The 19245-nt window shown below is 65.9% G+C and carries 19 protein-coding genes; 8 read left to right on the forward strand and 11 right to left on the reverse strand.

Annotated elements, in window-relative coordinates; all coding sequences use genetic code 11:
• Positions 1–155 precede the first annotated feature (155 nt).
• Positions 156–3338 carry an ATP-binding protein gene (locus JQ580_RS03415; RefSeq protein WP_212278310.1) on the forward strand — a complete coding sequence of 1061 codons (3183 nt, stop codon included), beginning with the start codon at positions 156–158 and terminating at the stop codon, positions 3336–3338.
• 2 nt (positions 3339–3340) lie between these two features.
• On the opposite strand, the gene JQ580_RS03420 is transcribed toward JQ580_RS03415, so the two are convergent.
• From JQ580_RS03420 to mgtA, 4 genes are all read right to left on the reverse strand, one after another.
• Complete coding sequence (locus tag JQ580_RS03420) at positions 3341–4012, reverse strand: class I SAM-dependent methyltransferase (protein WP_311982007.1); 672 nt, start codon at positions 4010–4012, stop codon at positions 3341–3343.
• A 10-nt stretch (positions 4013–4022) separates the two neighbouring features.
• On the reverse strand, positions 4023–4628 hold the full coding sequence (locus JQ580_RS33705; protein WP_249133910.1) for a hypothetical protein: 606 nt from the start codon (positions 4626–4628) through the stop codon (positions 4023–4025).
• Between the two features lie 58 nt (positions 4629–4686).
• Entirely contained in the window at positions 4687–5619 is a 933-nt protein-coding gene (locus tag JQ580_RS03425; RefSeq protein WP_212278312.1) for a DMT family transporter, read from the reverse strand.
• Positions 5620–5775: 156 nt separating this feature from the next.
• Positions 5776–8292, reverse strand: a complete 2517-nt coding sequence (gene mgtA, locus JQ580_RS03430) for a magnesium-translocating P-type ATPase (RefSeq protein WP_249133911.1) — start codon at positions 8290–8292, stop codon at positions 5776–5778.
• Positions 8293–8486: 194 nt separating this feature from the next.
• Here mgtA and JQ580_RS03435 point away from each other — a divergent pair, with 194 nt between their 5' ends.
• The 5 genes from JQ580_RS03435 (at position 8487) to JQ580_RS03455 (ending at position 14795) form a co-directional block, all read left to right on the forward strand.
• Positions 8487–9755 carry an efflux RND transporter periplasmic adaptor subunit gene (locus JQ580_RS03435; protein WP_212278314.1) on the forward strand — a complete coding sequence of 423 codons (1269 nt, stop codon included), beginning with the start codon at positions 8487–8489 and terminating at the stop codon, positions 9753–9755.
• Positions 9752–10978 (forward strand): ABC transporter permease, encoded by a 1227-nt coding sequence (locus JQ580_RS03440; protein ID WP_212278315.1) that lies wholly within the window; start codon positions 9752–9754, stop codon positions 10976–10978. The genes JQ580_RS03435 and JQ580_RS03440 overlap by 4 nt, the downstream gene beginning before the upstream one ends.
• Positions 10971–11654 (forward strand): ABC transporter ATP-binding protein, encoded by a 684-nt coding sequence (locus JQ580_RS03445; RefSeq protein ID WP_212278316.1) that lies wholly within the window; start codon positions 10971–10973, stop codon positions 11652–11654. The genes JQ580_RS03440 and JQ580_RS03445 overlap by 8 nt, the downstream gene beginning before the upstream one ends.
• Before the next feature lie 197 nt (positions 11655–11851).
• A complete protein-coding gene (locus JQ580_RS03450; RefSeq protein WP_212278317.1) occupies positions 11852–13144 on the forward strand; it encodes an adenylosuccinate synthase in 1293 nt (430 codons plus the stop codon).
• 37 nt (positions 13145–13181) lie between these two features.
• Positions 13182–14795, forward strand: coding sequence for a hypothetical protein (locus JQ580_RS03455; RefSeq protein ID WP_212278318.1), 1614 nt, complete (start codon positions 13182–13184; stop codon positions 14793–14795).
• A gap of 138 nt (positions 14796–14933) precedes the next feature.
• Here JQ580_RS03455 and JQ580_RS03460 read toward each other — a convergent pair whose 3' ends face one another.
• The 3 genes from JQ580_RS03460 to JQ580_RS03470 all read right to left on the reverse strand — a co-directional run bounded on the left by JQ580_RS03460 (position 14934) and on the right by JQ580_RS03470 (position 15940).
• Positions 14934–15206, reverse strand: a complete 273-nt coding sequence (locus JQ580_RS03460) for a hypothetical protein (protein WP_212278319.1) — start codon at positions 15204–15206, stop codon at positions 14934–14936.
• 257 nt (positions 15207–15463) lie between these two features.
• Positions 15464–15694, reverse strand: coding sequence for a hypothetical protein (locus JQ580_RS03465; protein WP_212278320.1), 231 nt, complete (start codon positions 15692–15694; stop codon positions 15464–15466).
• A gap of 36 nt (positions 15695–15730) precedes the next feature.
• Positions 15731–15940, reverse strand: a complete 210-nt coding sequence (locus tag JQ580_RS03470; protein ID WP_409363195.1) for a hypothetical protein — start codon at positions 15938–15940, stop codon at positions 15731–15733.
• Positions 15941–16113: 173 nt separating this feature from the next.
• Between JQ580_RS03470 and JQ580_RS03475 the strand changes: the two genes are divergently transcribed.
• Together JQ580_RS03475 and JQ580_RS03480 are read left to right on the forward strand one after the other, a co-directional pair.
• On the forward strand, positions 16114–16539 hold the full coding sequence (locus tag JQ580_RS03475) for a DUF5413 family protein (protein WP_212278322.1): 426 nt from the start codon (positions 16114–16116) through the stop codon (positions 16537–16539).
• 59 nt (positions 16540–16598) lie between these two features.
• On the forward strand, positions 16599–17159 hold the full coding sequence (locus tag JQ580_RS03480; RefSeq protein ID WP_212278323.1) for a DUF4112 domain-containing protein: 561 nt from the start codon (positions 16599–16601) through the stop codon (positions 17157–17159).
• A gap of 104 nt (positions 17160–17263) precedes the next feature.
• On the opposite strand, the gene JQ580_RS03485 is transcribed toward JQ580_RS03480, so the two are convergent.
• From JQ580_RS03485 to msrA, 4 genes are all read right to left on the reverse strand, one after another.
• A complete protein-coding gene (locus tag JQ580_RS03485) occupies positions 17264–17560 on the reverse strand; it encodes a hypothetical protein (RefSeq protein ID WP_014439893.1) in 297 nt (98 codons plus the stop codon).
• Between the two features lie 213 nt (positions 17561–17773).
• Complete coding sequence (locus JQ580_RS03490) at positions 17774–17938, reverse strand: DUF3309 family protein (RefSeq protein WP_212278324.1); 165 nt, start codon at positions 17936–17938, stop codon at positions 17774–17776.
• Between the two features lie 106 nt (positions 17939–18044).
• On the reverse strand, positions 18045–18464 hold the full coding sequence (msrB, locus tag JQ580_RS03495; protein ID WP_212278325.1) for a peptide-methionine (R)-S-oxide reductase MsrB: 420 nt from the start codon (positions 18462–18464) through the stop codon (positions 18045–18047).
• A 31-nt stretch (positions 18465–18495) separates the two neighbouring features.
• The gene (gene msrA, locus JQ580_RS03500) at positions 18496–19200 is read right to left on the reverse strand and encodes a peptide-methionine (S)-S-oxide reductase MsrA (RefSeq protein WP_212278326.1); all 705 of its coding nucleotides are present in this window, start codon (positions 19198–19200) and stop codon (positions 18496–18498) included.
• Positions 19201–19245 lie beyond the last annotated feature (45 nt).

Below are 19245 nucleotides of genomic sequence, written 5' to 3' on the forward strand. Positions count from 1 at the left end.
TTCGAAGCAGCCGACTGCCACAGAATGTGAACTATTCGATTGCGCGCGGAGGACAAAGATGGTGCCTTTGGCATGTCCGTCGGGGCATCGCGGCCCGGCGTGACGTGTTGTGGTGCTGCTGCCTCCCGGTCGATTGTCGTTTCGTAGGGGATCAGATGCTTTGTGAGCGGTGCGGCGGGGACAATCCGGCGACGAATCGCTTCTGCCACGGTTGCGGCGCGGCTCTGCCGATGGCGTGTCCCGCGTGCAATCATCTCAGCCCACCCGGCTCCGGTTTCTGCGGGGGCTGCGGCGCAGCCTTGGGTGCCGCGAGCAGGCCCGTCTCGGCGCCGGCCCTGCGGTCCGTTCGTGGCGAACTGAAGCAGGTGACGGTGCTGTTCGCCGATCTCGTCAGCTCGACCGAGATCGTAGCCGGTCTGACCGCCGAAGACGCCATGCAGCGGCTCAAGCCGGCGCTCGATGCCATGTGTACCGCCGTGGAGCGGTTCGAGGGCACGGTCGTACGCACGCTCGGCGACGGCATCCTCGCCTTCTTCGGGGCGCCACGCGCGCAGGAGGGCCACGCTTTGTTGGCATGCGAGGCTGCGCTGGCGATCAGGGACACGTTTCGCCTGCGCGACGATGGCATGTCGGTGCGCGTCGGTCTGCATTCCGGTGAGATCGTCGCGGATGCTCCGCTCGTCGACACGGTCACCGAGCACGGCGCTTACGGCCTCACCATTCATCTCGCAAGCCGCCTGCCGGCCAAGGCCGATCCGAACGAGATCTGCTTGACCGACGAGACCTACCGTCTGGTGCGCTCGTTCTGCGAAGTCGGCCCGCTCGGCCGTCATCGTCTGCGTGGTGTGCCGGAGCCGATCGAGCTTTATCTTCTGAAGGACCTAAAGCCGGCGGTCGCTAGCCAGCAATTCCGGGGAGTCTCTCTGGCGACGTTCCGCGGGCGTGAGCGGGAAATGACCGTGCTGCAGAGGACCCTTGCGGCGGTCGAGACCGGCGGATCCTGCGTCACCGGCATCGTCGGTCCGCCCGGAACCGGCAAGAGCCGGCTATGCTATGAATTCGCGGAATGGTGCCGAGCGCGTCTCATTCCGGTGTTGGAGGCCCGCGCGCAGCCCTATGGCGCGGCAACGCCGCTGCAGCCGGTGCTGGAATTCCTGCGGTCGACCTATTTCAACGTCTCGCCGGACGACGAGCCCGATCTGGCGGTGAAGCAGATCGCCACGCGCCTGGCCGAGCTGGGCTCGACCTTTGAGGCGGACCTTTGGCTGGTCTGCGATTTCCTCGGGGTTCGGCACGGCCAGGGGCCGCCGTCCTGGCTTAGTCCGCGCGCACGCAACGTTCGTTTGCTCGACATCGTCCGACACATGGTTCGCCAGCGGGGTGCCTCGGCGTCGGTGATCATCATTGAAGACCTGCATTGGCTCGATCAGGCCAGCGAGGAATTCGTCGCCACGCTCGTCGATGCGGTGATCTCCACCAAGACCGTGCTGATCGTGAACTTCCGGCCGGCCTATTTCGCTCCCTGGATGCGCGGGCCACAGTACCAGCAGATCGAGCTCGCCGAGCTGTCGCCGACGGACACGGACGATCTCGTCGACGAGCTGCTCGGTCCGCGGGACGAACTCCTCGACGTGCGCCGGCGCGTCGCCGAGCGAAGCGGCGGCAACCCCTTTTTCGCCGAGGAGCTGATCCGCTCCCTGGTCGAGCACCTGGTCATTGTCGGCGAGCAAGGCAGTTACCGACGCGGCCTCGCGGGGGCCGCCGACGTGTTGCCCCCAACGGTGCAAGCCGTGATCGGCGCGCGGATCGATCGACTGGCGCCCGGCGATCGCGACCTCCTGCACACGGCCGCGATCATCGGCAAGGAATTCCAGCTCGCGGTGCTGCAAAGTGTCGCCAGCCTGCCCGCGGGTGAGCTCGAAGCGGCGCTGGTCCGACTCTGTTCCGGTGAAATGCTGCAGGCGCGCGGCGGCAAGGATGGCCAGGACTACAGCTTCCGGCATCCGTTGATCCAGGAGATCGCCTATTCGACCCAGCTCCGCGCGCGGCGCAGCCTCCTGCACGCGCGCGTGGCGCGGGCGATCGTGCAATACTTCCCCGAGCGGCTCGACGAATTCGCAGCGCTTCTGTCGCATCATTTCGAGCAGGCCGGCGAACTCGATGCCGCCGCCGAATTTGCGGCACGGGCCGCACGCTGGATCGGCTCGACGAATCCGGCGGAAGCGATCCGGCATTGGCACAAGGTGCGCGCGCTGAAGGGGGGCCAGAAGCGCAGCCCGGCGGGCGACGCGCTCAGGATCGCGGCCAGCAGCCAGATCGCCTGGCTGGGTTGGCGCGAAGGCATGACGTCGGAGGATGCAAAGCCCTTCATCCAGGAAGCGCTGGAATGGGCGCGTGACATCGACGATTCGATGATCCCGCTCCTGCTGTTCGTCGAAGGGCGGATTGCGGGTGCGAGCGGGGGGCAAGCCGATGCGTATGTTGACACCGTCAAGGAAGCGCTGGCGCTGACTGAAGCGCGTCAGCTGACCAGCCGCACTGCGACGCTCAATGCCTCGCTCAGCCAGGCCTATGGCTGGGCCGGTCTCTTGCGTGAAGCGCTCGCGGCGAGCGATGCGGCACTCGCAGGCGCATCCGGCATCACCGACTTCGAGCACCAATTCCTTGGCTACAACGTCGAACATTGGATTCTCAGCCTGCGCGGACGGATCCTGGTCCGACTCGGTCGTTTCGACGAGGCACGGCTTTGCCTGGATCGCATCCTCGCCATCGATCCGACGCTGATCGACCCAACGGTTCAGTTCATCGCCAATCTCGGCTATGTCGATCTCGCCTGGTGCCTCGACGATTCCGCGATGGCGTCTACCCATGCTTGGCGCGTGATCGAACTGGCGACGCGCCAGGCCAGCCCATATTTGCGCGCCTATTCGCTGGCCTGCATCGGTACGGCCCAGGGCATCGCCCAGAACTATCAGGCGGCCATCCCATCGCTGACGGAGGGCGTTGAGTTCGTGCGCAGTGCGCGCGTCGCCATGGAGATCGAACCCGAGATGCTGGCGAGCATCGCGGACTATCAGCTCTGTGCCGGCGCCCACGCCGCAGCCGTCGACAAGGCGCGGGAAGCGATCCGCGTCGCTCAGGAGCGGCATGCCCGCCTGCCGGAATGCCGGGCCACCATTACGCTCGCAGCAGCGCTTGCTGCGAGCAACGAGCCGGAGCACCTTGGCGAGGTGGCCCGCCTGGTCGAGCACGCCGAGCGCCTGTTCAATCTGACGGGCGCCGCCATCTACGGCGGGCTGCTCGAGCAAGTGCGACGGCGGCTGTCGGTCGGCGCGTGAGGCTACAGTTTCCGCACGATCAGCGTGAACTCCATCAATCCATAGCCCTCATGCACCTCGGCTGTAGAATTGAAACGGGTAGCGCAGTGTCGCGCCCATGATGCGGTGTCGGTGGTGTAGAGGCCGTCGCGTCTGGCTGCCGGCGGCCGCTGTTTCATGAAATTGACGGCGAAGCCGCGCGCGGTGGTGCAGTGGAGGTCGTCGAGGGTCGCCGCGATGAAGCGCTCCCAATCTTGCCGCTTTTGGGTTCGCGCGACGTTGAAGATGCCGCTCGCGACCGCATAGTCGGCCGTCCGCGGACTGGCATGGCCGAGGACGAAGGCGGCGCCGTTGTGCTCCCGCCATTTCTGCCGGGCACGCCGCACCATTGCATGCGAGACGTCGATGCCGAGATAGTCGACCGCACAGCCGCGATGCCTGCGGTCAAGATAAGCGATCAGCGCGCCATAGCCGCAGCCGTAATCGTTCAGCGAAAAGGGCGACGAGAAATCGCACAGCTTCAGCAACTGGACGAATCGCAGCTCCTGCGTGGCCTGGCACGTCCAGTCGACACCGTTGGGCGTCGCACCAAAGCGTGCGACCTTCGCCGAATAATAGGCGGCGATGTCGTTGTAGACGTGGGCGAGCGCTTCGTTCGTTGAACCGGCCAGCTCGCTTGCGATGGTGGCGCGCACCGTTCCGGGCCTATTTCTTCTTCGACTTCTTCTTCTTGTCGCTGCCTTTGCCCGCCGGCGGGACTTGGGGCGCCATCGGCACTGAGATCGTGAGATAGGTTCGGTCGATGTAGAAGATCGGAGTATCCTCGCGAACGACGACCTTGAGACCGTAGCCGCTCGGGTCGCGGGAATCATGCGCTTTCATGAAGCACGGCAGCGGTGACTTGCGCGCGAAGTTCTTGATCAACGCGTTCACGATGCGCTGCTCGCCGTTTTCTCCGTCCTGGTCGGACGGCACCTTGGCGAGCCACTTCAGCACGCTGTACCAACGGTTCTTGGCACGGTTGTTGTTGAGGCCTCCCAGTCCGAGCAGCTTCGCGCTGTCTACGAAGGGCCGCCCTTCCTGAAAGATGTCGAATTCATCCTGCAGAGCCTTGATCTCGGACACGCCGCCGGCGGCGAATTCGACGTCTCCCTGCTCGGGACCGAATCTCAAATTGAACAGATCAAAAAGCGGACCGATATAAATATCGTCCTCGGCCATCAACGCGCCCATACCACTCTCCCTGACAATCAGAGCTGGGTTATCGGATCGGAAGTCAGCAGTGCGATATTCAACCTTGATCCCAGGCAAATTGCAAGCAAGCTGGGCGGTGGGCTGCGCCCGGGACGATGCGCGCTCGTCTCGCCGTTCAGCTCGCCTGCTTTCGTGACGCCACGAACACGCCCGACAGCACCAGCGCAAACCCGATGAAGTGGAACGCCTGCGGGTGCTCGCCCAGGAAGGCCATCGCCATGATCGAGCCGAACACCGGCACGACATGGAAGAACGGCGCGGCGCGATTGGCGCCGATCAGGCGGACGCCGCGATTGAAGCAGAGATAGGCCAGCGTCGAGGGAAAGACGGCGACGTAGAACAGCGTCAAGAGGTTCGGTCCGTCGAGCTTCATGACCGGGCGCGCGGACAATTCCCAGATCTCGAGCGGAATGAGACAGGCCGCACCGACTCCGAAGGTGAATGCGAGGAACGACAGCCCGTGCATCGGTGGCCGTTTCAGCGTCAGCACCGAATACAGCGCGAAGATGATCAGTGCGACGATGAAGATGAGGTCGCCCTTGTTGAAGTCGATGCTGGACAGCGTGGTGAAATCGCCGTGCAGCAGAATGGTCAGCACGCCGCACATCGAGAGGGCCACGCCGAACGCCTGCGCCGCGGTGAGCCTGACGCCGAGGATGGCCAGCGACCACAGCGCCACGACCAGCGGCGCTGCCGACTGCAGCAGCAGCGTGTTGAGGGCCTGGGTATGCTCCAGCGCCCAATATTGCAGCGTGTTGAAGGCGCCGATGCCGGTGATCGAGAGCGTGATCATCAGTCCGAGCCTGCCGCGGATCGCGGGCCAGTCTTGGGCAAGGTGTTTCCAGGCGAATGGCAGCACGAGGAGGAAGGCGAAGAACCAGCGCAGGAACGACAGCGTGACCGGCGGGATGTGGCCGGCCGCCAGCCGCCCGACGATGGCATTGCCGGCCCAGCACAGCGCGGTGATGCTGAGCAGCAGGTAAGGCTGGTTGGCGATCCAGCCGTGGCCGGATGTTGCGGTGCCGGTGGTCTGGCCGGTGGCGGACATTGTGATTGTTATGGCCCCGCGTCATGCGCCGGGGCTCCCGGCCCGGCGATGTCCGGGCCGGCTCGTGGCCCGGCCTGCCCAAAAGACACGGAAACAGGCCCGATATCAATGGCGCGGGGTGCATCGCCATCATGCGCCGGCGAAGCGGCGGAACCCTCATCGCTTGCGCGCGCTGCGGATCGCGAACGACTTCAACAGCTCGGCGCAGGCGAGGTAGAGCACGACGAGCAGCGCGATTGCAGCCATCACGACCGGCGGAGGTGTAACGAAGCCGAACCAGGTCCCCAGCGGTGTGAACGGCAGCACCATCGCGACCAGCAGGGCGATCAGCGAGGACGCCGCGAGCGCCGGATCTGGCCGGTTGCGCCAGGGCCGGCCATTGGTGCGGATGATGAAGATGACGAGGATCTGCGTCGCCATGGATTCGACGAACCAGGCGGTGCGGAATTCCTCCGGCGTCGCCTTGAACAGGAACAGCAGCGCGACGAAGGTGAGGACGTCGAACACCGACGACAGCGGCCCCATGATCGCAGCGAAGCGCACCAGCCGCGACATGCTCCACACCTGCGGCTGTGCCGTTGCCTGCGCCGATACCCTGTCGAAGGGAATGCCGAGCTCGGAGAGATCGTAGAGCAAATTGTTGAGCAGGATCTGCGTCGGCAGCATCGGCAGGAACGGCAGCGCGATCGAGGCCGCGGCCATCGACAGCATGTTGCCGAAATTCGAGCTGGCGCCCATGCGGACATATTTGAGGATGTTGGCGAAGGTGCGCCTTCCCTCCGCGACGCCGTCGGCGACGACCTCGAGATCCGAAGCCAGCAGGATCATGTCGGCGGCGGCCTGCGCCACGCCGGTTGCGCCGTCGACCGAGAGGCCGACATCGGCGACTTTCAGGGCCGGTGCGTCGTTGATGCCGTCGCCGAGGAAGCCGACCACCTCGCCGCCCGCCTGCAACGCCTTCACGATCCGCGACTTCTGGTCCGGCGCGAGCCGGCCGAACGCGTCGGTGGAGCGCACCTGCACGGCGAGCGCCTCGTCGCTGAGTTCGGCGATGTCGGCCCCCGACAGTACCCGTTCGGCGTTGAGCCCGACCAGGCCGGCCAGCCGCTTCACCACCACGGGATCATCGCCCGAGAGGATCTTCAAGCTCACGCCGCTTTCCGCGAGCCGGGTGATGGCGGCTGCGGCCGTCGGCTTCGGCGGATCGGCGAAGGCGCAAAAGCCTTCGAAGATGAGGCCGGTCTCGTCCTCGGTCTCGACCTCGCGGGTTGCGCCGCTCCATGGCCGCGAGGCGATGGCGACGCAGCGCAGGCCCTCTGCCGCGAGCTGATGAACGCGCGCCATTGCCGCCGTTCGCGCATCGTCGTCCATCACGCCGCTGCGCTGGGTCGTGCACAATTCCAGCACCGCCTCCGGCGCGCCCTTGACGATCAGCAGCGCGCCTTCGGGGCCGGTCGCAAGCGCCGATCCCAGCCGCCGCGAGAAGTCGAACGCCTGCCGTCCCGCAAGCGACCAGCCCTGCGCGGCATTCGGCTGGCCGGCAACGAGCGCCGCATCGAGCGAGCCGCGATCGCCGCCGAGTTCGGCGGCGATCGCACCAAGCCGCGCGGCGCGGACATCGTCCTTGCCGTCGGCGTCGAGGCTTCTCGCCAGCGTGATCTGGGCCGAGGTCAGCGTGCCCGTCTTGTCCGTGCACAGCACGGTCATGGCGCCGAGATCGTGGATCGCGGCGAGGCGCTTGACGATCACCTTGCGGCCGGCCATGCGCAACGCGCCGCGGGACAGCGTCACCGTCGTGATCATCGGCAGCAGCTCCGGCGTCAGTCCGACCGCGAGCGCGACGGCGAACAGCAGCGAGTCCATCACCGGGCGGCCGAACACCACGCGGACCGTGAGCACCACCAGCACCAGCGCCAGCGTGGCGCGCGCGACCACGAAGCCGAATTCGCGCAGATCGCGCTCGAACGGCGAGGGCGCCTGCATCTCGGCAAGGGCGGATGCCGCCGCCCCAAACACGGTGTCGCGTCCCGTGTCGGCGACGAGCGCGATCGCCTCGCCGGTCTGCGCCACGGCGCCGCGGAACAGCGCGTTCGAGGTGTCGTCGGCATCGGCGCACGGTCCGGCCCGCTTCTGCACCGGATAGGGCTCGCCGGTCAGCGCGGCTTCGCCGGCCGTGAAGGCCGTGCTCTCCAGGATCAGCGCGTCGGCCGGGATGATGTCGCCGGCACGGACGCGCAGCAGATCGCCGGGCACGACGTGATCGACATCGATCTCGCGGAAGATGCCGTCGCGCCTGACTTCGGCCTTCAGCGCCACCGAGCGGCGGAGAATCTCCGCGGCGCGGACCGCATGGCCCTCCTGGATGGTGTCGAGTCCGATCGAGAGCACGAGGATCAGCACGATGATGAGGCCGCCGATCTCGTCGCCTGTCAGCATTGAGATGATGCCGGCCACGAGCAGGATCAGCGACAGCGGTTCGAGCAGCCGGCGCAGGATCGCGCGCGCCGCGCCCTCGACGCGCGGCGGCGCGTCGCTGTTCGGTCCGAAGCGGTCGAGGCGCTGCGCGGCCTCGGCGGCCGTCAGTCCCTGCAAGGAGCAGCCGAGCCGGGTGCAGAGCTCGGGCGGCGCGAGATGCCAGAATTTGGAAGCGACGCAGGTTGGACTTTCCGGCAAGCGGAGCTCCCGGTGGCAGGACATGTCATGCCACCAGATGCCTCTAAATTCGCAGTAACCTATTGACCTAAAGCAATCCGGACTTCCGATCGCCGGCTAGCATGATGCGGTCGCTCCGGCCTTGCCGGACTCAACAAACGAAATCGAGACGTGCACCCGCCGGTTGGTCTGGTGTGATTTGCACGGCATTGTGCATGGTCGAGCAAACAGCAATCCTGCAGCAGCCCAAGAGTAGGCTTTCCGCTGCGGCCCTATGGTCGGGCTTCCTCGGTCACAAATGGTTCATCCTCGCGGTCGTCGTCCTGGCCGCCCTCGGCGGCTGGCAGGGCACGCGGGTAATCGTGGGGCCGGCAATCGTCGTCGATCCGGTCAGGAGGGGTCGGCTGGTCGAAACGGTGGTGGCGAGCGGCCATGTCGAGACGCCCTATCGGGTCGAGATCGGCAGCCAGATCACCGGAACGGTGCAGGACGTCCTGGTTCAGGAAGGCGAGAAGGTCACCAACGGCCAGCCGTTGATTTCGCTGGAGGCGCGCGAGCTGAAGGCGGCGGTGGTGCAGGCGCAGGGCGCGGTGGCGCAGGCCGAGGCCCGCATCAGACAGCTCGAGGAGCTGACGCTGCCGTCCGCCAACGAGGCGCTGACGCAGGCCAAGGCGACGCTGCGGAATGCCCAGCAGACCTATGACCGCACCGCGCAACTCGAACACAACGGCTATGCGACGCGCGCCGCGCTCGACGACGCGCAGAAGACGCTCGACGTCGCGCGCGCTCAGATGCGCTCGGCGCAATTTCAGGTCTACACGGCAAGTCCGGGCGGCAGCGACTATGTGATGGCCCAGACCCTGCTCAACCAGGCCCGCGCCAACCTCGACACGGCGGAGTCCCGGCTAGGCTATGCGACGGTCGTCGCGCCGCGCGACGGCGTCCTGATCACGCGCAGCGTCGAACGCGGCACCGTGGTGCAGCCGGGCAAGGCGCTGCTGGTGCTGGCTCCGGCGGGCGATTTGCAGCTCGTGCTGCAGATCGACGAGCGCAATCTCGGCAAGATCGCGCTCGGGCAGAAGGCGATCGCCTCCGCCGATGCCTATCCCGACCGGCGCTTTCCCGCCGTGATCACCTACATCAATCCGAGCGTCGACATCTCCCGCGCCTCGGTCGAGGTGAAGCTGACGGTCGCCGATCCTCCGGACTATCTGCGCCAGGACATGACGGTCTCGGTGGACATCGAGGTCGCGGCCAAGGACGATGCGCTGGTCCTGCCGTTGCGTTCTGTGCACGACGTCCTGTCGGGCGCGCCGTGGGTGCTCGGCGTCAAGGACGGTCGCGCCGTCCAGCGGCCGGTGAAGATCGGCCTGCGCGGCAACAACTATGTCGAGATCACCGGCGGCCTCGCCGCCGGCGACGTCGCGATTCCGCAGAGCTCCGGTGTCCTGACCGGCCAGCGCGTACGGCCCGTCCTGCAATGACCCCTTGGCTGCCCATCGAGTGGACGATGGCGGTGCGCTTCCTGCGCGAAGGCCGGCTGCAGACCATCTTCATCATCGGCGGCATCTCGATCGGCGTCGGCGTCATCGTCTTCATGTCGGCGATGCTGGCGGGGCTCCAGGCGAACTTCATCAAGCGCGTGCTGACCTCGCAGCCGCAGATCCAGCTGCTGGCGCCGGATCAGATCGCGCGCCCCTTGCGCAACGGCCCGGGCGAGATCGAGGACCCCGCGGTGCAGCGTCCGAGCCAGCGGGTGATTTCGATCGATCAATGGCCGAAGATCAGGAGTCAGATGCAGGCGATGACCGAGGTGGTCGCGGTCTCGCCGACGATCCTCGGGTCGGCGCTCGCGATCCGCGGCGACGCCAGCCGCTCGGTGAACCTGTCGGGCGTCGAGCCCGATTCCTACTTCAAGATCGTCAGGGTGCCGGACTACATCGTCGCCGGCGAACCGCGGCTGACCAGCGAGGACATCGTCATCGGCGTCGAACTCGCCAAGGATCTCGGCGCCACCGTCGGCGACAAGCTCAACATCCGCGCCGCGTCGGGAGCGACGCGTGTGCTCACGGTTTCCGGCCTCGTCGATCTCGGCAACAAGAGCGTCAACCAGCGCGTCTGCTACGTCGCGCTACGCACCGCGCAGTCGCTGCTCGGCATGATCGGAGGCATCACAACAATCGACATCACGGTCAATGACATCTATGCGGCCGAGGAGATCGCCCGGCGCATCCAGGCCGCCAACGTGGTTGAAGCCGACAGCTGGATCAGGACCAACGCGCAGTTCTTCAGCGCGGTGCAGGCCCAGCAGAACACCAACACCCTGATCCGCCTGTTCGTCGGGCTCTCGGTCGCGTTCGGCATCGCGGCCGTGCTGGTCGTCTCGGTGATCCAGCGCTCCAAGGACATCGGCATCCTGCGCGCAATGGGCACCTCGCGCGGCCAGGTTCTGCGGGTGTTTCTGGTCCAGGGCGGCCTGCTCGGATTCGTCGGCTCGCTGTTCGGCGCGGCGATGGGGGCTTTCGCGCTGGTCTACTGGCATTCGGTGGCGCGCCAGGCCGACGGCACCGAATTGTTTCCGTTGATCCTGGAGCGGAGCCTGTTCGTCTACACCGCGCTGCTGGCCACCGTCACGGGCCTGCTGGCTGCGATGGCCCCGGCGGTGCGCGCGGCCAAGCTCGATCCGGTGGTGGCGATCCGTGGCTAGCGAGATCCTCAGGCTCGAGAGCGTGTGCAAGGCCTACAATGTCGGCCTGCCGACCGAGACCGAGGTCCTGCACGACATCGATCTCAGGCTCGACCACGGCGAGTTCCTGGCGCTGATGGGCCCATCCGGCTCGGGCAAGAGCACGCTGCTCAACATCGTTGGCCTGCTCGACCGGCCGACCTCGGGCCGGTTGCTGATCAAGGGCCAGGACACCGCCGCCCTCGGCGACGCCGAGATCACCCGCCTGCGCGGCCACACCATCGGTTTCGTCTTCCAGTACCATCTGCTGATCTCGGCCTTCACGGCGCGGGAGAACGTCATGATGCCGATGCTGGTCGATCGCGGCTTTCCCGGGGCCGACATCGAGGCGCGGGCAGACCGGCTGCTGGGGCAGGTGGGGCTGGAGAAATTCGCCTGCAATCTCGCCAACAACATGTCGGGCGGCCAGCAGCAGCGGGTGGCAGTGGCCCGCGCGCTCGCCATGAGTCCCGACCTCGTGCTGGCGGACGAGCCGACCGGCAATCTCGACACCCGGTCGGCGGACGCCGTGTTCGAGCTGATGCGGCAGGTCAATCGCGAGAGCGGCACGAGCTTTCTGCTCGTCACCCATAATATGGACCTGGCGCGGCGCTGCGACCGCATCATCGAAGTGATTGACGGCCGCATTCGGTCCTGACGCCGCAAAGCCGGTCCCGCGGGACGGATTTTTAGGGTATATCAAGGGCTTGGATTGCTTTCGGGCCCCGAAAAAGCCCCCTTCTTGCTTGCCTAGAGAGGCCGCTTCCTTTATCGGGTTGGCAGCCTCGCGTGCGAACGGCCTTCGGCCGGGAATTGGGCTGGGCGCATCTAAATTCTTCGAAGGATACCCCGCGAATGGCCAATGTTGTCGTCGTCGGCGCCCAATGGGGCGACGAAGGAAAGGGCAAGATCGTCGACTGGTTGTCGGAGCAGGCGGATATCGTCGTCCGCTTCCAGGGCGGTCACAATGCCGGCCATACGCTGGTGATCAACGGCAAGACCTACAAGCTGGCGCTGCTGCCCTCGGGCGTGCTGCGCGACCAGAAGCTCTCGGTGATCGGCAATGGCGTGGTGTTCGATCCCGCCGCCTTTCTCGACGAGGTCACCAAGCTGCGCTCGCAGGGCGTCGCGGTCTCGCCGGACAATCTGCGCGTCGCCGAGAACGTCACGCTGATCCTGCCGCTGCACCGCGAGCTCGATGCCCATCGCGAATCCGCCAGCGCGGCGACCGCCATCGGCACCACCCGCCGCGGCATCGGGCCTGCCTATGAGGACAAGGTCGGCCGCCGCGCCATCCGCCTGATGGACCTCGCCGACCTCGACACGCTCCCGCACAAGATCGACCGGCTGCTTGCCCACCACAACGCATTGCGGCGCGGTCTCGGCCTGCCTGAATTCGACGGCAAGGTGATTTTGAAGGAGTTGAGCGCACTGGCTCCGGAGCTGCTGCCCTATGCCGAGACGGTTTGGCGGCTGCTCGACATCAAGCGGCGTGAAGGCAAGCGCATGCTGTTCGAGGGCGCACAAGGCGCGCTGCTCGACGTCGACCACGGCACCTATCCCTACGTCACCTCGTCCAACACGGTGGCGGCGCAGGCCGCGACCGGCTCGGGCCTCGGCCCCGCCGCGGTCGGCTATGTGCTCGGCCTGTGCAAGGCCTACACCACCCGCGTCGGCCAGGGCCCGTTCCCGACCGAGCAGGACAACGAGACCGGCCGCAGGATCGGCGAGCGCGGCCGCGAGTTCGGCACTAACACCGGGCGCCCACGCCGCTGCGGCTGGTTCGATGCCGTGTTGGTCCGTCAGGCGGTCCGCACCTGCGGGATCAACGGCCTCGCGCTGACCAAGCTCGACATTCTCGATGGCTTCGACACCATCGAGGTCTGCACCGGCTACAGGCTCGACGGCAAGGAGATCGACTATTTCCCGGCCGGTGAGGGCGCCCAGGCCCGGGTCGAGCCGATCTACGAGACCATCGAGGGCTGGAAGGAGCCGACCGCCGGGGCGCGGTCCTGGGCCCAGCTGCCCGCCCAGGCCATCAAATATGTCCGTCGGATCGAGGAATTGGTGGGGTGCCCGGTCGCACTGCTTTCCACCAGCCCCGAACGCGAAGATACTATCCTCGTGCAAAACCCGTTTGAGGCTTAACGATCTCTTACCAGGACGCGCGTATAATTGAGTTGAAATGGCTGATTACTATCCGCTGATCGCCCGCGCTATTGCCGCCCTGGACCCCAATGCTCCCGGCGAAAGCCGTCGCGCGCTCTATGAGCGGGCGCGGACGGCGTTGATCGCCCAGCTGCGCAGCGTGCAGCCGCCGCTTTCCGAATCTGAGATCACCCGCGAGAGGTTGTCGCTGGAGGAGGCCGTCCGCAAGGTCGAGTCGGAGGCCGCCCAGCGCGCGCGAGAGGCCTCGCGCCCCGGTGGCGGCGCCCGCAGCGGCAGCAGCGGCGACGCCTTCCGCCGCGCAAGTACCCGAGCCGCCGAAGGCGCCCCGGCTGCGGCTGCGCCGGCCCCGCCGCGCACGCGTCCGGCCCCGCCGCCACCGCGCGCCGACCGTCCGTCCTTCAACGTCGATGACCAGGGCGAGGCCGCGCGCCCGCCGCGCGCCCCCCGTTTCGACGCCCCGCGCCAGCCGGGAACGTCCGCCCCGCCCCCGATGCCGGAGCCGGCCGCCGGACGCGATCGCGCCGGTCCGCGTCGTCCGCCCGATGTCGGACCTCCGCCGGCGCTGCCGCCGGCCCCGGGCGTGCGCGGCTTCCGCGACATCACGGCCGACGCCAACGATCTCGGCGGCGCGGCCGCGCAGGCCAACCGGGCCGCGCGCCGCACCTACGCCAATGTGCCCTCGCCCTCGCCGGAATTCGACCGGCTGGAGCCGAGCCTGGAAAACCGCGTCGGCGAACAGGATGCGCCCTATTCCTACGACGAGTCGATCGAGGAGGCGGAACGCTACGCGCCGCAGGCGCAGCCGCCGTCGCAGCGTCCGCGCATCGCACCCGATCGCGACGCCAAGAAGCGTGCCCGCACCCGTTCCGCCTTTCCGTTCAAGAGCGCGATTGCCGTCGGCATCGTGCTGATCCTGGTCGGGGCCGGCATCCTCTGGGGCAAGCAGCTGGTCCAGATCGCGACCAACTTGTTTAAGTCCTCGCCGACCCAGGTGGTGGAGGCGCCGAAGGATCCGTCCCAGCCGCAGAGCAAGCCGAAGATTCCCGATCGCGTCGGCCAGCCCTCGGCCAGCAACCAGCCGGTCGCGCCAGTGGCGCAGAAGGTCGTGCTCTATGACGAGGACCCGTCCGATCCGAAGGGCAAGCAATATGTCGGCTCGGTGGTCTGGCGGCTGGAGCCTATCAAGGCCTCGGGCGCCCAGAAGGCCGACGTCGCCGTACGCGCCGACATCGAGATCCCCGATCGGAAGTTCAAGATGACGATGTCATTCCGCCGCAACACCGATTCCTCGCTGCCGGCGAGCCACACCGCCGAGCTGACTTTCATCCTGCCGCCGGATTTTCCGGGCGGCAGCATCTCCAACGTGCCGGGCATCCTGATGAAGTCGAACGAGCAGGCGCGTGGCACGCCGCTCGCGGGCCTCGCGGTGAAGGTCACCGACGGCTTCTTTTTGGTCGGCCTGTCCAATGTCGACGCCGACCGCTCCCGCAACGTCCAGCTCCTGAAGGAGCGCTCGTGGTTCGACGTGCCTCTGGTCTACGCCAACCAGCGTCGCGCCATCATCGCCATCGAGAAGGGCGCCCCGGGCGAACGCGCCTTCAACGACGCCTTCGCGCAGTGGGGCGACTAACAGAGCTCCAATTGTTCTTCTTCAGTCCGGGCGCGTGTAGCGCGACCCGGAATCCCTCGTGCAGCGGGTGACCTGGACAAATGGATTCCGGGTTCGGTGCTGGGCACCGCCCCGGAATGACAGACTGGATGGTCGGCGCTACTGCGCCGCCGCTTCCCGCTTCCGCGATGTCGCGGCTGCGTGCTCGCGGTCCATCACGGCGCGGCAGCCGGGGCTGACCTCCGCTCGCTTCTGCACCATGCAGGCCCTGACCCTGGGAATGTCGGGGATCTCATTGGAGCATAGCCGCATCGCATCGCCGGTGCACATCTGCTGCGCTTCGGACGAGAAGGCGAGGCCAGGTGAGGTCTGAAGTGCGAGCGCCGTGGTGGCGAAAGCGAACAGCGAAACGATGGTCCTGTAACGTATCATGCGGAATGCATCCCCGAGTTCCGTGGCTTGAACCACTTTGTTTTGGGGCGCCGCACACGGCTTGATCTGCCGCATGTCACAGCCTTCACGCCGGGACCCTGGTCCCGCATGTGGTCGCTCGATTTCTTGATTGCTCGAATCGAAAAGTGCTGCGCCGCCCGAGCGAAGTATGCGCCATTGTTGCGAGGCTGCAATGGCAGGCGCAAAGGAATTTGCAATTGTTGCGTGAACGTCACGCAACAATTGTGTTCAAGCGATCAGATCAGTCGATCGGAGGATGAGCTAGCCTGTTCGACATCGCTTTCACCAAGCGCGGCGGCGTGCTCCTCGACGGCGGTCGCACCCTTGGCGGTGAGTTCGAACAGATCGCCGTCCTTCATCACGTAGCCGTCGGCGATGAGTTCGCCGATCTTGCCGTGGCGGTCGTCGGCGAAGGCAACGGACTGGCTGATGTCCCGGAGGATGGAGAGTTGTTCGTCGCGTAACATGGCTTCACGCTCCATTCGCCGGGACGGTGCCGGTTCTCACATGCCGTGGCTCTGGAAAACCTTGTTGCAGGACTTCGACAGCTTGGCCCGGTTGGCTTGCAGGCAGCCCTGCACGGCCATGTCGTTGCCGAGATCCTTACGGCAGAAACGCTGCGCGTCCCGCGAGCAGGCCTTCTGCTCCTGCGGCGTGCCCATATGGCCTTGCGCGAAAGCGCTCGGCTCGAGAAAAACGGTCAGGGCTGCCATCGTGATCGTCGCCAGGAGAATTTTACGGGCCATCAGCACTCCAATCTTGAAAGGTAAGTTCAGGTCCCTGTTTGAACTCGTCGTGCTGCCACTTGTTCCGACAAAGGCCGAACCACGCTATTCAAGGTTCCCGCGGCGCTGCTATAATCGGTGCAGACGTGTGAGGGTGTTTGATGAAACGCTATCTGGTGTTTGCGCTGGTCGGGCCGTTCGTCGGCGGGTTTCTGCTGCTCCTGACGACGACCTATCAGTCCGGCTATTGGGCCCAGACCAATCTCGGCGAGGTCGGCAAGCTGTTCGCGGTGTTCTTCAAGACGCTGCAATACAGCTATCTGTTCGGCTTCCTGCCGTCGCTGATGATCGGCGCGATCGACGACATCCTGGTCCACATCAGGCGGATCGGCCCGGGCTTGCGGATGCTCCTGGTCGGCCTGTTCGCCTTCGTGCTGGCCTCGCTCACTTACAGCTCGCGCGGGCCGGATTCGGGCGCGGTGCAGTTCATCCTGTATGGCCTGGTCGGGTTCGTGCCGGCGGTGATTTCGTCCTGGCTCGTGCATAAGTACATCAAGGAGCCGCAGCCAGTGACGGCACCGACTTGAGCGCGACGTTCGGGCGCGGCGCAGCAACTTCTGCTGCGTCCGTGCGTTTCCTGAAGGCCATGACCATGTCCGACGACGACATCCTCGCTCCACGCAGATCCCGTTCGGGAAGCTCGCGCACGACCTCTTCCTCGTCCGGCACGGGGGCGCGCGGGCCGATCATCGACCAGGACGGTCGGGAAATCCGCCCCGAAACGCTGGAGCAGGGCTTTCGCGAGTTCCGTTTCGAGCTTGGCAAGGACAATCCGTTCGCCGGGAGCCCGTTCGGTAATCTGACGCGCGAGCAGCGGATCGCGCGGATCGAGGCGATCGCCAAACTGCTCGACGTCGCCTTTATCCTGCCCGGCACCAATATCCGCTACGGCATCGATGGGTTGATCGGCCTGATCCCTGTTGTCGGCGACATCATCACCACGGCGATCTCGCTGTGGCTGGTCCGCGAGGCCCGCGCGTTGGGCGCGCCTTGGTATGTCACCGGCCGCATGCTCGGCAACGTCGCGCTTGACGGCGTCGTCGGCTTGGTCCCGTTCGCGGGCGACGCGTTCGACGTCGTGTTCCGCGCCAACATGCGCAACGTGCGTCTGCTCCGCCGCTGGCTTGACAAGCAGCCGCGGGTCTAGCGCTTCAGCGGCCTCTCCCCCTCGCAGTGGGACTAGAAACGCAGAAAGCGCGACAGCCTCTCGGCTATCGCGCTTTCCGCACACATCGGGATGGACGAAACGGCTTACGCCGCGTCCGCGTCGGTCTCGGCGGCCACGGGCTCCGGCTTGCGGTGGCGCTCCAACGGGAAAGCTTCGCTCTCATAAAGTGAGCGGATGCCGTTCTGGTCGAAACGCGCTTCCTCGACCTGAAGATAGGCGCCGTTCAGCGAGTCCGTCGGCAATTGCTCCATCGCGAACTGCACGGCTTCGGCGGCAGTGCCGAACCGGCGATAGGTGAAGCCTGCACGCTTCTTCTTGCGGATCGCGGCGGGAAAAAGTTCGGCGGAAGTGTTGAAGTTGAACGGACGCAGTGGACGCATGGTCAAAGACCTCGTGATCTTCTCTGGGGCTTTAAGCGCGTGGGATCTGGGAGGGCAGGGGCCGCAACCGAGCGAGCCCGCCGCACATGCCATTTTCGTCCTCTAATATAGGCCGATTTGACAAAAATGCGACCCCCGCGATGGGAGATGATGAATCCGCGCATGGCAGCCCCGCGGATGAAATAAGTCTAACATTTTCAATGTCTTGCTGGTCTATAGCTTGCCAAGAAGCAGCAGGACGACCAGCACCACCAGGACGACGCCTCCGATCCCCATGCCGGAATGGCCCATGCCGTAGCCGTAACCGCCGATGCGGCCGGACAGGCCACCGAGCAGATAGATGATCACCAGGATGATCAGGACGGTCCCGAGTGACATGGCATCCTCCCTGACGGTCGCCAGATGCGATAACCGGCCGCACCGTCAGACAAGAAAAGCACATCGCGCGGCTGGGCTCCATGAAGGAACCCGGCCGCGCGTAACGCTATTTCGGCTCCAGCTTCAGTGCTGCCGAGTTGATGCAGTAGCGCAGCCCGGTCGGCCCGGGGCCGTCAGGAAAGACATGGCCGAGGTGACCGCTGCATTTGGAGCAGAGCACCTCGGTGCGGACCATGCCGTGGCTGACGTCGCGCTCCTCATCGACATGGCTCTCGACCGCGGGCCGGGTGAAGCTCGGCCAGCCGCAGCCGGAATCGAACTTGGCGTCGGATTCGAACAGCACGTTGCCGCAGCCGGCGCACACATAGGTGCCGGCGCGGTGGTCGTGCTCGTACTCGCCAGAGAAGGGACGCTCGGTCGCCTTCTCACGCAGCACCGCGTACTGCATCGGCGACAACTCGCTCCGCCACTGCTCTTCGCTCTTGATGACCTTGTCGTCTGTGGTTTTCATTTTGGTATCGGGCATGGGTCTCCCGTTTGCTTTGGTGATCTCGCGATCAGTTGGTGGCCTTGCTGGCATTCACCAGCGTCGGCTTTTCAATGTAGTTATCGGCGAACAGCTTTTTCAGGTTCTCGACCTTGGGCAGGTCGTTATAGGCGATGTAGGGCTGGTTCGGGTGCAGCGTCAGATAGTCCTGGTGGTAGGCCTCCGCCGGGTAGAACGCCTCCAGCGGGCCGACCTTGGTCACGATGGGCTTGCTGAAGACCTTGGCGCCGTTGAGCTGGGCGATATAGGCCTCGGCCACCTTCTTCTGCTCGTCCGAGGTGGTGAAGACGGCCGAGCGATATTGCGTGCCGGTGTCGGGGCCCTGGCGGTTGAGCTGGGTCGGGTCGTGCGCCACCGAGAAGTAGATCTGGAGGATCTTGCCGTAGGAGATCTTCTTCGGGTCGTACTTGATCTCGACCGCCTCGGCATGGCCGGTCCGGCCGGTCGAGACCGACTGGTAGTCGGCGGTCGCCTTGGTGCCGCCGGCATAGCCGGAGACCGCGTTGACGACGCCCGCGGTATGCTGGAATACGCCCTGCACGCCCCAGAAGCAGCCGCCGGCGATCACGGCGGTCTGGATCCCGCTCGCAGGTGCCGCATCCATGGCGGGGGCGGGGATCACGACCGCTTCCTCCGCAGCCCGGGACGGCATCGCGAAGGCGAGCCCGAGGGCGGTGGTCGCGGCGAGCAGGGACAACAGGACAGGTCGGCGCATGGCGATCCTCTTTCGGAAGGTTTGACAGTCTACGGCGGCGGCGGC

Source organism: Bradyrhizobium sp. SZCCT0148 (assembly GCF_018129985.1).
GTDB lineage: Bacteria > Pseudomonadota > Alphaproteobacteria > Rhizobiales > Xanthobacteraceae > Bradyrhizobium > Bradyrhizobium japonicum_H.